This window comes from Bradyrhizobium sp. URHC0002 (assembly GCF_054059515.1).
The window spans coordinates 2,558,851-2,573,367 of record NZ_JBSSCF010000001.1; the positions used below are offsets into that span (position 1 = coordinate 2,558,851).

Sequence of the window (14,517 nt, forward strand, 5' to 3'; positions counted from 1 at the left end):
TGCGAGCGCAGCGAAGCAATCCATGGTGTCGCAAGCGAAGGCATGGATTGCTTCGTCGCTATCGCTCCCTTGGGCAAACGCTTGGCGTTTGTCGCAGGCAATGACGCGAAGAGAGCCGAGTGCAATGTCTACTTCTTCTTCGCGCCAACCCGGCTGATGCTCTTGATCGCCAGCGGCGTGCGGCCGGATTTCTCGGCGATCTCGCGGTCCTGTTCCATGATGAACCCGCGCGCCGGCTCGTCGCCGTCGAGCCCGCCGAGCAGCTCGGAAGGTACGCGCCGGTTGGAGCGTTGCGAGTCGTCTTCATAGACGACGTTGAAGAAGGCAAATTCGCCTTTGGGATTGGTCCCGGGTTTCTTGGCCATGGGCGGCTTTTCTTCGATCAGGGCGACGTTGTCAAAGCAAAATAGCGGTGCGCAAGAACAGCGCATGGCCTAAGCGGAATCTGCAAATATTAGCCAATTTTGCACCGCGTTCCGCCGCCATCGTCGATGGCATGCATTGCCCCCCGGACCGCAACCCCGACACATCAAAACCCCAGCCGAGCGCCGCTGCCATCTGGCCGCCGCTGCGCCGCTTCATCGCCGGCGAATACCGGCTCGGCCGCATCATGGCGAGAGGCCGCTGGACCTCGGCGCTCTACGAATTTTTCCGCTTCGGCGTGAAACAGGCTTGGGCCTGCCTGTTCGGCGGGATCGCTGTTTTCCTGATGATCGCCACCTGGCGGTTCTATCCGGCGGCAGCGTGGCTTCCGCGTTACGACTTTCTGTTTCTCTGCATGATCACGGTTCAGGTCGCGCTGCTCGCAGGGAAACTGGAGACATCGGACGAGGCAAAGGTGATCCTGATCTATCATTTCGTCGGAACGGCGATGGAGATATTCAAGACGCAGGCCGGCTCCTGGATTTACCCGGAGCCGAATTTCTTCCGCGTCAGTGGCGTGCCGCTGTTCTCCGGCTTCATGTATGCCTGCATCGGCAGCTATATCTGCCGCGCGTGGCGGCTGTTCGATTTCGAGTTCTCCCATCATCCGCGGCGCCGCGGCCTGGCCGTGCTCAGCGTCGCGATCTACGTCAATTTCTTCAGCCACCACTTCATGCCAGACCTGCGCTGGCTGCTGTTCGCTGTTGCCGGCTGGCTGTTCTTCCGCACCCGCGTCTATTTCAGGATTTGGCACCACCATCGCTCGATGCCGCTGTTGCTCGGGCTCGCTCTGGTGTCGCTTTTCATATGGTTCTCGGAAAACATCGGCACGTTCACGAAAACCTGGCTCTACCCGTCACAGCGGCACGGCTGGTCGATGGTGTCCGTCGACAAGTTCGGCTCCTGGTTCCTGCTGCTGATCATCAGCTACACGCTGGTGAGCCTGGTCAACGCGCCGCGGGAGAGGCGCGGGGACGGGCGTACGCCCGGTGTCCGGCAAAAATTCAATCGCATGCCGGATTTTGGGCATCCGCGACCGTGAGGAAGGTGATCGTGGTCGGCGCGATCTCGACCGAACCCGGTGGCGATGTCGCCGCGGCAAACCGCGGAAGCTCGTCATTGGGACCAGGCTCCAAAGCCGTTCCATTCAGCTTCACCTCGGCGCTCTGCAGATCGTCCGCCGACAGCGTGTAACGCTCGCTGGACGCGGGCAATCGCAAGGTCGCGACGGCCGTCCTGTCGGTATTGATGGCCAGCAGCGTGACAGCCCCTCGCGCGCCTCGTCGGCAATGCGCGTAGAGATGCATCCCATCGTGCACGCCGGCGTCGAGAACAATTGTGCCCATGAGCCTGCGCCAAAGCAGCGCCGCCCAGTAGTTTGGCCGCGGCCGCAATGTCTTTTCGTCAAGCAGGCCGTAATCGCTTGCAGCCAGCGTGTTGTGCGCAACCATCTGGACGCCGGCCCTGGCAAGCCGGCCAAGCTGATCGAGATATCGGAACGTATCGAGGAACGTGGAAGCCCAGGGATTGCCGCCGCAAGCTGCCTCGGCGGTTTCGGTCAGCCACATCGGCTTGTCAGGCGCAAACTCGTCCCTGAGCGATTGATAGAACGCGAGCGTCCGGCCCGTGCTCGCCAGCCATGCTTCCGAAAGCGCGGCCTCGGCCGTGGTCTGACCCGGAGCGCATCGTTGCGAGACCGCGCCGTAGTGATGATAGGAAAAAGCGTCGATGCCGGACCCGGATGCTGCAAGCAGATCCCGCGCGCTGATGTAATCGGCGCTGGATTGCGTGGCTGATGTCTCGCCGATCGAACCGGGGCCCAGAACCATCACATCCGGTTCGCTCGCTCTCATGAACGCAACAAAGGCCTTGAAGTCCCGCCCGTAAGCTGCCGCGTCGTAGCCTTTGGGTGCACCGCCCATCGCGGCCAGCGTCGGCTCATTCATGAACTCGGCGGCGGCAATCCTGCCACCGACGGATCTGGTGTAGGCGAAGAAGCGACGCGCCTGATCGCTCTGCCATCGGCCTGTGGCGTCCCGGGCACCGGGACTCGTCGCCATCGAGGTCACGATCTCGGCGCCGGCGGCGCGGGCAAAGTCGATGACGGCTTTCCAGCGTTCGCGGCTGAGCACCGCGCGGAATCCGCCGGGCGGCGTGGCGGGCGCATCATCGCTTTCGGCGAAATATGTCGTGTTGGCCCAGGTGCCGCTGACGCGCATATAGGCCGGGGCCAGCGCGGCAGCCAATCTGCGCAGTCGGGCGTTCGACAAGTCGATGGGCTCCCGATACGCGTAGAGCTCCGGATTCGCACCCGCTGGGATATTCCCCGAATTATCGGCGCCGCGAACTGACGGCGCTGCGACACTGGCCCTGTAGGGTTTCCAGAACCGTCCACCAGTGACCTCGACCATCTCCAGATTGTACGATTGAAAACGCGCATCGATGGTCGCGAGACGGGGCAGTCGTGAAGGGTCCACGGAAAGCGTCGGCCCTTGCGCTGCCGCCTGCTGGCTTCCCGCCAGCGCGGCGATCGCAATTCCCATTCCGACTTTGAAGCCACTGGACCTGGTCATGGCCATTGTCCCTTGGAGGGGCCAAAGTGGACGCTTGTACCCGCGCGCGGCTTCAAAGCTCGAGAGCAGGTCTCAAGTAGCCTTCCCATATCGCAGCGGCGCAACGGTTGCGGCGCCGTTCGCGGCAACAGACAACGCGAATAGCTTGTCGAACTCGTGGTCCTCGATGCGGTCGATCGTGCGGCCGGTGAGGCCTTTGATGATCGGACCAACGGTGTTGCTGTGACCGACTACAACAGCAACGGCGTTGTCCGGCAGAGTTTTCACGTGTTCCACGACCCGATTCACGTGGGCCGGGATGTCGCGTGGGTCGGCCACCACATCCACGCGTGTAAGGTCAGCGCCCAACAACTTCTGCAGCGGCTCCACTGTTCGCTGCGTCCGGATCGCATCGCTGCAATAGGCGGTTCGGACGCCGCTTTCCCCAAGCATCCGCGCCAGCAGCTCCGATCGCTCGACCCCTGCGGGCGATAGATCATCGGCGGATGTGCGGTCGGCGTGGCGAAGCGCGAAGACAATCATCGGAGCTCTCCATGGTCAGGCGGCGTTTCCGGACGCTACCGCCGATGCGGTTCGGTGGCAGCGCGACGGGCCTTCGATCCTCCCGTTACGGTGCCACCAGCTCCACGCGTCGGTTCAGCGCGCGGCCGGCCTCGGTGGCGTTGGAGCCGGCCGGCGCCAGCAGTCCGACCCCCGCGGTGCGCAGCCGCGGCGCACCGATGCCGTAGTTCTTCACCAGCTCGGCGGCGATCGCCTCGGCGCGGCGTCGCGACAGGTCGAGATTATAGGCGTAGGGCCCCTGGTTGTCAGTATGGCCGACGATGAAGACGCTGAGTCCGACCTGGGAGGTCAGCAGCTTCGCGATCTGCTCGAGGGTGGGGCGGCTTTCGGGCTTCACCTCGGCCCTGTCGGTATCGAAATAGATCCCGTAGAGCGCGATGCGGCCGGTCTCGCGGAGGCCCTTGGCCATGACAGCCGCGTCCACCATCTTGTTCTCGATCGCGCCGAGTTCGGCGACGACGAGTTGCGTGTAGATATCGCGGTTGTTTTCGCTGACGATGATACTGGCATAGGTCTCGCGGCCGCCGTCCACCTTGCGCCCCGCAAAATAGTGATAGTTGAACCCGTCCACCCACATCTGCGGGATCGGCAGCGCGTCGACGGCCTCCGAGAACGGAATGCCGCCGCAGACATCGACGTCGCAGGCAAGCAGCGTCTCGAATCCGGCCTTCGCCAGTTGGGTTTCGAAGTTGCGCGACACTTCCAGGATCGAGGGGCCGGGATTGGTGCGATAGGCGATGCGGGTGATGCGGCCTTCCAGCCGCCGCGCGTCGGCAGGCTTGCCGTCCTTGAACGCCGCCCCTTGCATTCGCGCGGCGTCAAAATCCTTCACCTGATATCCCGTGATGACGCTGCCGCCGAACCGCCCGATGCCGGGATAATCTTTTGCGCCGGCCACATCGCGCGTCTGCGCGGAAGCGCTCGCCATCGCGCCAAGCGACAACGCAAGCAGCAGGAAGATCGGCCTGAACAGTGTGCGCGGCATGCTCATGGGAAATCCATTCGTTCGAGGAACGATCGAGGGGAGGGGCGGGACGAAATACGACAGGTAGGGGTCGCGGCGGGAGTTCGTCCGGTTCAAATGAGCCGCAATCATGGCCGTTTTCGGGGAGATTCTGCCCCTGTGCGCTGGCGGCAACCCTCGAAGCACGGCCAGGGACGTGCTAGAAGCCGATGCTTACTTGCAGTGCTCCCTTAAGGAATGGCTTTTCCATGCTCCGCATCGCATTTGCTTTCAGCGCCGCCCTGGCAACGTTCGGATGCCTCAACTTCCAGGCACACGCCGCCCAATGCGGCAGCTCGTCCGCCGGTTTTGCCGCCTGGAAACAAGAGTTCGCCGGCGAAGCGCGGGCCAAGGGCGTCGGTGCCTCGACCATCCAGGCCCTAATGGCGACGAACTACGCGCAAGCCACCATCAATGCCGACCGCGGCCAGCGCAGTTTCAATCTCTCGCTCGATCAGTTTCTCGCCAAGCGCGGGGCGACAACGATCGTCTCGCGTGGCCGCTCGCTGAAGGCGTCGCAGGGCGCGCTGTTCGCTTCGATCCAGCAACGCTACGGCGTGCCGCCGGGGCCGCTGCTCGCCATCTGGGGCATGGAGACCGGGTTCGGCAGCCAGCGCGGCAACCAGAACATGCTCGCCTCGATCGCGACGCTCGCCTATGACTGCCGGCGCTCGGCCTATTTCACCGAGCACCTTTACGCGGCGCTGCAGTTGATCGACCGCGGCGCGCTCTCTGCCAGCCAGCGCGGCTCGATGCATGGCGAAGTCGGCCAGACGCAGTTCATGCCCAAAGCCATTCTGGCCTATGGCACCGGCAATCTCGAAAATTCCGCCAACGCGCTGACCTCGACCGCGAATTTTCTGAAAGCCCATGGCTGGCGCACCGGCGCGGGCTACCAGCCGGGCGAGCCGAACTTCGCCGCCATCCAGGCCTGGAATGCGGCGGGCGTTTATCAGAAGGCCATCGCGCTGATGGGCCGCCAGATCGACGGCGGCAGCGAGTAGGGGCGCTCCGGCATCGGTTGCTCGGCAACGCTTGTCCCGTCTCCCTCCACCGTCATTCCCGGGCTTGTCCCGGGCATCCACGTCCTTCCTTGCTTCTGGACCAAAGAACGTGGATGGCCGGGACAAGCCCGGCCATGACGAGATAAGAAGCACCTGCCGCGCGCCGCTTTCCCATGGCATGATCGGCACGAGAGCTAGCAAGGGATTCGCATGCGCATACTTCGTCTGTCCATTCTCCTCGGCGCCGTCGTCTCCTCCACCCCCGTTTACGCCGCCCGCTGCGGCGGCGATTTCAGCACCTTCGTGGCGGCGATGTCGCAGGAGGCGGCAGCGGCCGGCATCTCGCAAGCGGTGATCAGCCAGGCGCTTTCGGGCATCACGCAGGATCCGGCGGTGCTGGCCTTCGACCGGCGCCAGCGCGGCACCTTCAACAAGTCGTTCGAGCAATATGTCTCCACCCGCGTCGGCCCCGGGCGCATCAACATCGGCCGGCAGATGCTGCTGCGGCACGGATCATTGCTCTCCCGCATCGAGCAGAAGTTCGGCGTGCCGCCGGAAATCGTGGTGGCGATCTGGGGACTGGAGTCGGATTTTGGCAAGGGCGATATCGGCAAGATGCCGGTCATCCGCACGCTTGCCACCATGGCGCATGATTGCCGCCGCACCGAGCTGTTCCAGGGCGAACTGCTGGCGGCACTCAAGATCGTGGAGCGCGGCGATCTCCCCTTGCGCGACCTGATCGGCGCCTTCGCCGGCGAAATCGGCCAGACGCAATTCCTGCCGTCGTCCTACATCAAGTACGGCGTCGATTTCGACGGCAACGGCCACGTCGATTTGCGTCACAGCGTGCCCGACGTGCTCGCCTCCACCGCGAACCTGCTGCACACCAGCGGCTTCAAGGGCGGCGCGCCCTACGGCGAGGGCACCGCGAATTTCGAAGCGATGCGCGAGTGGAACAGGGCCACGATCTATCGCAAGACGATCGGGTATTTTGCGGACAGGCTGGCGGGGCGGTGAAGCTGAGTGGCTTCGTAGGGTGGGCAAAGCGAAGCGTGCCCACCATTTCAAGGCATGCTCGACGATAGATGGTGGGCACGCTGCGCTTTCTTATACTCCGTCGTCATCGTCCGCGAAGGCGGACGATCCAGTATTCCAGAGACGGTTGTAATTGAATCGATAAGCTGCGGCGTACTGGATCCCCCGCCTGCGCGGGGGATGACAACCTGTTGTGCGGGCTCCTGCAACAACGCCCTCACTTCTTCTCCTCCGCCGTCCGCGCGATCCGCTTCGCCAGCACCGCCCAATACGTCGCCGGGCGAAACCGCTGCAGCAAATCCATGAACCACGCGTCGTTGCCGATCAGGATGCGCGGTTGGTTTTTCTCGATGCCTGTGATGATGCGTTGCGCGGCGGCCGGCGGCGTGGTCTTGGCGATCGCATCGAAGCGGTCGATCGATTCGGCGCGGCGCGCATTGTCGGTGATACCGGCTCCGGTGCGGGAGTTGCGCACGATGTTGGTCAGCACGCCACCGGGATGCACCACCGACAATTTCACCGGGCTGTTCGCCATCGCCAGTTCATGCCGCAGGCTTTCCGAAAAGCCGCGCACCGCGAATTTCGCCGCGCAATAGGCGGTCTGGCCGGGCGGGGCCATGATGCCGAAGATCGAGGAGAGGTTGACGATATGGGCCTCGCGCTGCTTCGACAGATGCGGCAGGAACGCGCGCGTGCCGTGCACCACGCCCCAGAAATTGATGTTGATCAGCCACTCCATCTGCGCCTGGTCGACCTCGTTGAAGGCGCCAAGGAGGGCGACGCCGGCATTGTTGATGACGATGTTCAGCGAGGGGTGGGCGGCGGTGGCCGCTTGCGCGAATTCCTGAATCTGGGCGGGCTCGCCGACATCGACGCGGTGGGTCGTGACCTTGCGCGTGCCTCCCTTGCCGATCTCGGCGGCGACCTGTTGCAGCCCGGCCTCGTCGCGGTCGGCGAGCGCCAGGTCGCAGCCGCGCGCGGCCAGTTCGAACGCGAGCGCACGGCCGATGCCGCTGGCGGCGCCGGTCACGGCGGCCGCGCTTCCAGGTATCGCAGTCATGTTGGGGACTCCATTGACGAAAAAACGGGCAGGTTCCCGCCAACTTTCGCAAATTGGAACCGAACCATAAAGCGGTTTCCGCGCTTAACGTCGACTACCCGACAGAAAGACGTCGCCAAACCGGCGCGAATGCTGAGGAGGCTCATATGGGACAATCAAGACCCCTTCGTGCGACGGCCCTCATTGTCGAAGACGACCCGATGCAACGGGACATGATTTGCCTGCTGCTGGAGGAGAGCGAGGTCGATGTCATTGAATGCGAAAGCGCCGAAGCGGCTGAACTCGTTCTGGAGCGCGCCGCCGGCAGCCTGGTTTTGATGATGACCGACGTGCAACTCGCCGGCAACATGGACGGCGTCGAGCTCGCCCACATCGCCAGAAAGTACAATCCCGAGATCGGGGTGATCATCACCTCGGGCAAACCGCTGCATCAGGAATTGCCCGATGGCGTTCAGTTCTGGGCCAAGCCATGGGCGCCGCTCGACGTGATCCGCGAGGCGGAACGGATGATTCATGAAAGGCGCCGCGACGACGAGGCGCCGTCGCGTATGTGAGGGGCGGCGCCATGCTTCCCCGCCGGATGCCGCCGTGCTAATGGCAGGGCATGACGCTGTCGTTCCTGTTGACCTCGCTGATCGTGGTCGCTTCCCCCGGCACCGGCGTGCTCTATACGCTGGCGGTGGCGCTGACATCAGGTGCGCGGCCGAGCATCGCGGCGGCCTTTGGCTGCACGCTCGGTATCGTGCCGCAGATGCTGGCCGCCATGCTCGGGCTTGCGGCGGTGCTGCATACGAGCGCCCTGGCGTTCGCCGCGCTGAAATGGTGCGGCGTCGTGTACCTGCTCTACATGGCCTGGCAGGCGTTGCGCGAGACGGGCGCGCTGTCGATCGACACGCGCCCCGCGGCTTCGGCGCGTTCCAGCCGCCGCGTCATCGTGACCGCGGTCCTGATCAACATCCTCAATCCGAAGCTATCGATCTTCTTCCTCGCCTTCCTGCCGCAGTTCATCGCCGTCGACGAGCCGCATCCCCTGGCGCGGATGCTGGAATTGAGCGCAGCCTTCATGGCGATGACGTTTGCGGTGTTCGCGGTCTACGGCCTGTTCGCAGCCTCGCTGCGCGACCGCGTCATCACCCGCCCAAAGGCGATGGCTTGGCTGCGCCGGAGTTTTGCGGCGGGATTTGCAGCACTCGGCGCCAAGCTGGCGTTCGCGGAGCGCTGACTGCTTATCGTCATTGCGAGCGAAGCGAAGCAATCCATCCGGCCGCACCGGAAGCGTGGATTGCTTCGTCGCTTACGCTCCCTTGCGCAAACGCTTCGCGTTTGTCGCAGGCAATGACGGGAAGGGTGTTATGACCCCCGGAATTAAAAAGGCGGACCACGCGGCCCGCCATTCTCCAAATCGCACCCGGAGTTGGGAGCCCGGGCGGAGCTGAGCACTCCACCCGGGCCAAAATTCACTTCTTCTTCGACTTCTTGGCCTTCTTCGCCTTGGCCTTTTTCGCCTTCTTCGCTTTCTTAGCCATAGTATCCTCTCAAGGTTTTCATGGATTGAAACGCGACACCGAGGCATGCTTGGCGGAGGGCCAGCCTCACAACATCCTCGATGACAATCCCACCAGATTCGCAGGCTGATGCCGCGTGCCGTCATGGCGTTGTCATCACGTTATCCACAGTTGTTATGCATTTTGACGCGATTTTTCGTCGAAACGAGCCTCGTCACCGCCGTTCGCTTCGCGCGCGTCATGCTTAACGATGTCCTGACGTCTGCGATCTTCATCAATTCAAAACCACGGTTTGGATTGGCTGGCGACAGTCAGGGTCCGTTAAGCGTCGCGGATGCACCTTTGTCCTGCAAGACGACGGGGATCGTCGTGGGAGAAAGCCGCAAGGCGGAAGTCTTGAACGGTCGTTAAACAACAGGGGAGACGCGACGTGCGCGTCCCGGGTTCGCGATGCTGAGCGTTCCGACGCTTTGGACGGTGTTCGTCATCAATTTTCTCGCGCTGGGCCTGATCTGGGCCTACGTCATGCGCAGCTATCCGTCGTTCGAAGCCGCGCGGTTCTGGACCGGTTCGGCGTTCGTCGCGGCGGCCGGCGCGGCGCTCGCGATGCTGCGCGTGGTTTTCCCGGATTCGCTGGTACCGCTATTGTTTGCCGGCACCGCATTGATCCTGGCGATCTGCCTGGCTGCGATGGGCATCCGCAAGTTCTTCAATCAGCCGGTTTCCTGGCTCGACACCCTGCTGGTCACCGGGCTTGGCGCGGCCGGCCTGTGCGTCTTCACGTTCGTCCACGACAGCGTGCCGGCGCGGATGACCGTCTTTACGATCGCCCAGGCGCTGCCGATGCTGCACAGCCTGAAGCTGCTGCTGTCGGGGCATGAGGGGCACGTCAATCCTGGCGCCCGGCTGGCCGGCATCGTCACCATTGTCATCCTCGTCATTTTCGCAGCCCGGCTGCTCGGCGCGCTGACCGGTACGGGCGGCGTCGTCTCCTACATGCATTTCAGCCCGGCGCAATCGGTCGTCATCCTGGTGCTGGTGTTCCTGTCGATGTCGCTGAATTTCGGCTTCCTGCTGATGGCGATGGACCGCCTGCGCAACGAGGTCGCGGATCTTGCGCTGCTGGACGATCTCACCGGCGTCGGCAACCGCCGCTATCTGCTGCAGCGCCTGACGGAAGAATGCGCGCGCTCCGAACGCTCAGGTCAGCCCTTCGCGCTGCTGGTGATCGATCTCGACAGCTTCAAAGCCATCAACGATACCCATGGCCACGCCGCGGGCGACGCCTGCCTGCAGCATTTCACCCTGATGGCGCAGACCCGCCTGGGGCCCGGCGACATGCTGGCCCGGACCGGCGGCGACGAATTCTGCATCGTGCTGCCGTCCTCGACGCTGCGCGAAGGCGCCATGATCGCGCGCCGCGTGCTGGAGGTCTGCCGTGCGGACGCCGAACAATGCACCGGCAACGACATTCCGATCGCGGTCTCGATCGGCGTCGCGCAATGGGCCCGCGAGATGGGCGCCTATCCCGACCGCCTGATTGCCGCCGCCGACCATGCGCTCTACGACGCCAAGAAGGCCGGCCGCAACGGCTTTGCGACCTACGACCCGGCGCCGCCGCTGGCGCCCGAACCCGCAACGCAGGGGCTGTCGGATATGGGGCTGCGCAAGCGCGCGTGAGGCGTGCTACTCAGGTCCGTCACTGGACCTCGAGCATGAACTTTCGTCTCGTCGCGGCCACACTGTTCACCATCCTGTTTCCCGCTTGCGCCTCCGCGCAAACGCCTGACCTCGCGACAATCGCGCGCGCGTCGGGCACGCCGGACATTCCCGGGCTGAAGATGGTCTGGCTCGCGCCATGGGGCGACGTTGCGAAGTCGCATCCCTGGCGCAACATCATCGTGCACCAGACCGAAGGACCGGCGGGCTCGGCACGCGGCGGCGCGCAGGCGCAGTCGAAGAACCCGACCCGGCGCGGCGTCATGGTCTGGGTCGAGACCGACGGCACGGTGTACTGGGCGGTCGCCGAACATCTCGTTCCGACCCATGGCGACGGCGCCAACCGCAACGACAACAAGTATATCGACAATGGCCCGACCTATCGGCAGGTGGTCGGCAACAATTCGGTCGGCGTGGAATTCGCCGGCAACTATCCCGACGTGACGCGCGGGCCGACCGAGGCGCAGGTCGCGGCGTGGAAAATTCTCGTCAACGTGCTGCGCGCGCGCTACGGCATCCCGCTCGATCGCGTCTATGCGCATAACTGGATCGACTACAAGGACGCGCGCTATTGCGAGGGCTGTGAGCTGGCGACGATGGCGCGGGCGTGGGGGGAGTAGGGTGGTCGGTCTTGATGCTTCGCTTGGAGCACGCTCGACCTTACACAAACCAGTTCGTCGTCGCCCGGCTTGACCGGGCGATCCAGTATTCCAGAGACGTCAATGATTGCATCGAGAAGCCGCGGCGTACTGGGTCCCCCGCTTTCGCGGAGGACGACAGCGGAGGTAATGAGACAGCTTCCTGCAAAACAACAGCTCAAAACAAAAAGCCGGCGTTGCCGCCGGCTTTCGTTACCTGTTACCTCGACCCACGCGATCAGTGCGCGGCTTCGAGCGCTTCCGCTTCCTGGCGGGCAATCGTGCCCTTGACGGCCGACTGCACCTTTTCGAAAGCGCGGACCTCGATCTGCCGCACGCGTTCGCGCGACACGCCGAATTCGGCGGCGAGGTCTTCCAGCGTCATCGGGTCTTCCGCCAGGCGCCGCGCCTCGAAGATGCGGCGTTCGCGCGGGTTGAGCACACCGATGGCGCCGTTCAGCGCCTGACGGCGATGATCGAACTCCTCGTGCTCGGCCATCACGGCTTCCTGGTTGGGCGAGTTATCGACCAGCCAGTCCTGCCATTCGCCGGCTTCACCGTCGTCGCGGATCGGTGCGTTGAGCGACGCGTCGCCACCGAGGCGGCGGTTCATGTCGACAACGTCCTGAGTCGTCACGCCGAGGCGCTTGGCAATGATCGCCACTTGGTCGGGGCGCAGGTCGCCCTCGTCCAGCGCGGAGATCTTGCTCTTCGCCTTGCGCAGGTTGAAGAACAGCTTCTTCTGGTTCGCGGTGGTTCCCATTTTCACGAGCGACCACGAACGCAGGATGTACTCTTGAATCGAGGCCTTGATCCACCACATGGCGTAGGTAGCGAGACGGAAACCCTTCTCGGGCTCGAACCGCTTGACCGCCTGCATCAGGCCGACATTGCCTTCCGAGACGACCTCGGAGATCGGCAAGCCGTAGCCGCGATAGCCCATGGCGATCTTGGCCACGAGCCGGAGATGGCTGGTGACAAGGTGATGTGCCGCGTCGCGATCGTCATGTTCGCGCCAACGCTTGGCGAACATGTATTCCTGCTGGGGTTCCAGCATCGGAAATTTGCGGATCTCGGCGAGGTATCTAGAAAGGCCGGATTCTCCATTGAGAACCGGCAGCGTAGCTGTACGGGCCATTGAGCGCCCTCCAGTGGTTCAGGCCCCCGATAGCGGCGGGCCCGGCAGGTGATCGCTGTGTTAAAGCCGACCAGGCTGCGATGTTCCGCGCTGGATATTCAGCGCAGGTGCAACATAGCGGAAAACGAACAAATAGGGAAGGAATGCTGACGTCACGTCCCCGTGTGGCAGCCATAACCTGTTGGTATAGCTTGTCTTTTCTAAAAGGGCTGCGTCATTGCGCCGCTTCCAGCGCCCGTTGGAGGAGAAGCAAATCCCAAGGCAAAGCCGCCTCCCAATGCAAAAGTTCTCCGGTTCGGGGGTGCTCCAGGGCAAGAAGATAGGCGTGCAGGGCCTGCCGGCCGAGCGAGGTGAGCGCTTCCTTACCTTGCGCGCCGAGGTGGCCGGCCTTGGTCTTGAAGTGCGGGCCATAGACGGCATCGCCCATCAGGGGATGGCCGATATGGGAAAGGTGCACCCGGATCTGATGCGTCCGCCCGGTCTCGAGCTGGCAGGCGAGAAACGAGGCGACCGGCTTGCCGTCGCGCCCCTGATAGGCCGCCTGCAATTCCCAATGCGTGACCGCCTCGCGTCCGCCCGGGCGCACCGCCATTTTTTCGCGGGCATAGGGATGCCGGTCGATCGGCGCGTCGACCGTGCCGCGCTGCCGGCCGGGCACGCCCCAGACGAACGCCATGTAGCCGCGCTGCATCGGGCCGGTGCGGCCGTGATCGGCGAATTGCGCGGTCAGCGATTGATGCGCCTGGTCGTTCTTGGCGACCACCATCAGCCCGGTCGTGTCCTTGTCGAGCCGGTGCACGATGCCCGGCCGGCGGACGCCGCCGATGCCGGAAAGGCTCGCGCCGCAATGGGCGATCAGCGCGTTGACCAGCGTGCCGCTCTCGTGACCGGCGGCCGGATGGACGACCAGCCCTTTCGGCTTGTCGATGACGATGATGTCGTCGTCCTCATAGATAATGTCGAGCGCAATGTCTTCGCCCTTGGGCTCCGGCGCCACCGCTTCGGGGACGTCGATTGTGATCGAATCTCCGGCGGCGACATGATAAGCGGGGTCGCGGATGGGAGCGCCTTTGGCGGTGACGGAACCGGCCAGAATCAGCGCCTTCAGCCGCGAGCGCGACAGTTCGGGGCGGAGCACCGCGAGCACGCGGTCGAGGCGGGGCGATCCCTCGTCGCCGCCGACGGTGACCTCAAGCCTTTGACCGCCGTTAGATGAGCCTTGTTCCAATGACGCGCCTTGTTGAGAGCCTTGCATGACCGATACCGTTGCGCCCGAACCGACCCCCGAGCAGGCCGCGCTGATGGCGCGGGTGCGGCGGATGATGCTGATCGCGGGCCTGACCTCGGCGCTGGCGGTGGCCGTGGTCCTGATCGCCGTCGGGTACCGTCTTTACCGTGGCGAGGGAAGCCCCGCGGCAGCCAGCGCGGACATTATCGCAACCCTGCCCAAGGGTGCCCGCATCGTCTCGACGGCGGTCGCCGGCGAGCGGCTGGTGCTGACGCTGGATATAAGCGGGGTGACCGAAATCCGCACCTTCGACGCCAAGACGCTGAAACCGGCCGGAAAGCTCAAATTCGTCAGCGAACCCTGAAGCCTGCGCGCTCGGCTTAAAGTGCCCCGGGCCTGGGGCGGGTACGCCAAGCAACAGGTTTACCCAATTGGCAGCAGGCCCTCAGACGTGCCTTGCCCACCGCACATTTCGCGGCTATTCCCTCTCCCGTACGCTCCCTTCGTCTAGCGGTTAGGACGCGGCCCTCTCAAGGCTGAAACAGGGGTTCGATTCCCCTAGGGAGCGCCATTTGCCGCCGCTTTGAACAAAGCTTCGAACCCATGGCGGCACGGATGCCGTCAATGTCA

The 14,517-nt window shown here is 63.9% G+C and carries 16 protein-coding genes and 1 tRNA gene; 10 read left to right on the top strand and 7 right to left on the bottom strand.

Annotated elements, in window-relative coordinates:
• Positions 1 to 128 precede the first annotated feature (128 nt).
• Positions 129 to 365: a hypothetical protein gene (locus ACVWVY_RS12270; RefSeq protein ID WP_456626611.1), complete on the bottom strand. Its 237-nt coding sequence runs from the start codon at positions 363 to 365 to the stop codon at positions 129 to 131.
• Between the two features lie 131 nt (positions 366 to 496).
• Here ACVWVY_RS12270 and ACVWVY_RS12275 point away from each other — a divergent pair, with 131 nt between their 5' ends.
• The gene (locus ACVWVY_RS12275; protein ID WP_456626612.1) at positions 497 to 1,465 is read left to right on the top strand and encodes a DUF817 domain-containing protein; all 969 of its coding nucleotides are present in this window, start codon (positions 497 to 499) and stop codon (positions 1,463 to 1,465) included.
• Here the strand turns inward: ACVWVY_RS12275 and ACVWVY_RS12280 are convergent.
• From ACVWVY_RS12280 to ACVWVY_RS12290, 3 genes are all read right to left on the bottom strand, one after another.
• Positions 1,428 to 2,996 (bottom strand): hypothetical protein, encoded by a 1,569-nt coding sequence (locus ACVWVY_RS12280; protein WP_456626613.1) that lies wholly within the window; start codon positions 2,994 to 2,996, stop codon positions 1,428 to 1,430. The two genes, ACVWVY_RS12275 and ACVWVY_RS12280, sit on opposite strands and share 38 nt — an antisense overlap.
• 72 nt (positions 2,997 to 3,068) lie before the next feature.
• Complete coding sequence (locus ACVWVY_RS12285) at positions 3,069 to 3,518, bottom strand: SixA phosphatase family protein (RefSeq protein WP_456626614.1); 450 nt, start codon at positions 3,516 to 3,518, stop codon at positions 3,069 to 3,071.
• An 85-nt stretch (positions 3,519 to 3,603) separates the two neighbouring features.
• Positions 3,604 to 4,548 (bottom strand): OmpA family protein, encoded by a 945-nt coding sequence (locus ACVWVY_RS12290; RefSeq protein WP_456626615.1) that lies wholly within the window; start codon positions 4,546 to 4,548, stop codon positions 3,604 to 3,606.
• A gap of 221 nt (positions 4,549 to 4,769) precedes the next feature.
• On the opposite strand from ACVWVY_RS12290, the gene ACVWVY_RS12295 reads away from it, so the two are divergent.
• Together ACVWVY_RS12295 and ACVWVY_RS12300 are read left to right on the top strand one after the other, a co-directional pair.
• Positions 4,770 to 5,564 (top strand): lytic murein transglycosylase, encoded by a 795-nt coding sequence (locus tag ACVWVY_RS12295; protein ID WP_456626616.1) that lies wholly within the window; start codon positions 4,770 to 4,772, stop codon positions 5,562 to 5,564.
• Between the two features lie 210 nt (positions 5,565 to 5,774).
• Positions 5,775 to 6,581 carry a lytic murein transglycosylase gene (locus tag ACVWVY_RS12300; RefSeq protein WP_456626617.1) on the top strand — a complete coding sequence of 269 codons (807 nt, stop codon included), beginning with the start codon at positions 5,775 to 5,777 and terminating at the stop codon, positions 6,579 to 6,581.
• A gap of 235 nt (positions 6,582 to 6,816) precedes the next feature.
• Here the strand turns inward: ACVWVY_RS12300 and ACVWVY_RS12305 are convergent, their stop codons facing one another.
• A complete protein-coding gene (locus tag ACVWVY_RS12305; protein ID WP_456626618.1) occupies positions 6,817 to 7,659 on the bottom strand; it encodes an SDR family NAD(P)-dependent oxidoreductase in 843 nt (280 codons plus the stop codon).
• A 146-nt stretch (positions 7,660 to 7,805) separates the two neighbouring features.
• Here ACVWVY_RS12305 and ACVWVY_RS12310 point away from each other — a divergent pair, with 146 nt between their 5' ends.
• The 5 genes from ACVWVY_RS12310 (at position 7,806) to ACVWVY_RS12330 (ending at position 11,503) form a co-directional block, all read left to right on the top strand.
• On the top strand, positions 7,806 to 8,213 hold the full coding sequence (locus ACVWVY_RS12310; RefSeq protein WP_456632181.1) for a response regulator: 408 nt from the start codon (positions 7,806 to 7,808) through the stop codon (positions 8,211 to 8,213).
• Positions 8,214 to 8,263: 50 nt separating this feature from the next.
• Positions 8,264 to 8,881: a LysE family translocator gene (locus ACVWVY_RS12315; protein WP_456626619.1), complete on the top strand. Its 618-nt coding sequence runs from the start codon at positions 8,264 to 8,266 to the stop codon at positions 8,879 to 8,881.
• A gap of 412 nt (positions 8,882 to 9,293) precedes the next feature.
• The gene (locus tag ACVWVY_RS12320) at positions 9,294 to 9,575 is read left to right on the top strand and encodes a hypothetical protein (protein ID WP_456626620.1); all 282 of its coding nucleotides are present in this window, start codon (positions 9,294 to 9,296) and stop codon (positions 9,573 to 9,575) included.
• A gap of 39 nt (positions 9,576 to 9,614) precedes the next feature.
• Positions 9,615 to 10,844 carry a GGDEF domain-containing protein gene (locus tag ACVWVY_RS12325; RefSeq protein ID WP_456626621.1) on the top strand — a complete coding sequence of 410 codons (1,230 nt, stop codon included), beginning with the start codon at positions 9,615 to 9,617 and terminating at the stop codon, positions 10,842 to 10,844.
• Positions 10,845 to 10,879: 35 nt separating this feature from the next.
• Positions 10,880 to 11,503 (top strand): peptidoglycan recognition protein family protein, encoded by a 624-nt coding sequence (locus tag ACVWVY_RS12330; RefSeq protein ID WP_456626622.1) that lies wholly within the window; start codon positions 10,880 to 10,882, stop codon positions 11,501 to 11,503.
• Between the two features lie 256 nt (positions 11,504 to 11,759).
• Here ACVWVY_RS12330 and rpoH read toward each other — a convergent pair whose 3' ends face one another.
• Positions 11,760 to 12,659 carry an RNA polymerase sigma factor RpoH gene (gene rpoH / locus ACVWVY_RS12335; protein WP_456626623.1) on the bottom strand — a complete coding sequence of 300 codons (900 nt, stop codon included), beginning with the start codon at positions 12,657 to 12,659 and terminating at the stop codon, positions 11,760 to 11,762.
• Positions 12,660 to 12,873: 214 nt separating this feature from the next.
• Complete coding sequence (locus tag ACVWVY_RS12340; protein WP_456626624.1) at positions 12,874 to 13,914, bottom strand: RluA family pseudouridine synthase; 1,041 nt, start codon at positions 13,912 to 13,914, stop codon at positions 12,874 to 12,876.
• Here ACVWVY_RS12340 and ACVWVY_RS12345 point away from each other — a divergent pair.
• A complete protein-coding gene (locus ACVWVY_RS12345; protein ID WP_456626625.1) occupies positions 13,913 to 14,251 on the top strand; it encodes a hypothetical protein in 339 nt (112 codons plus the stop codon). The two genes, ACVWVY_RS12340 and ACVWVY_RS12345, sit on opposite strands and share 2 nt — an antisense overlap.
• 132 nt (positions 14,252 to 14,383) lie before the next feature.
• A tRNA-Glu gene (locus ACVWVY_RS12350) sits at positions 14,384 to 14,458 on the top strand.
• Positions 14,459 to 14,517 lie beyond the last annotated feature (59 nt).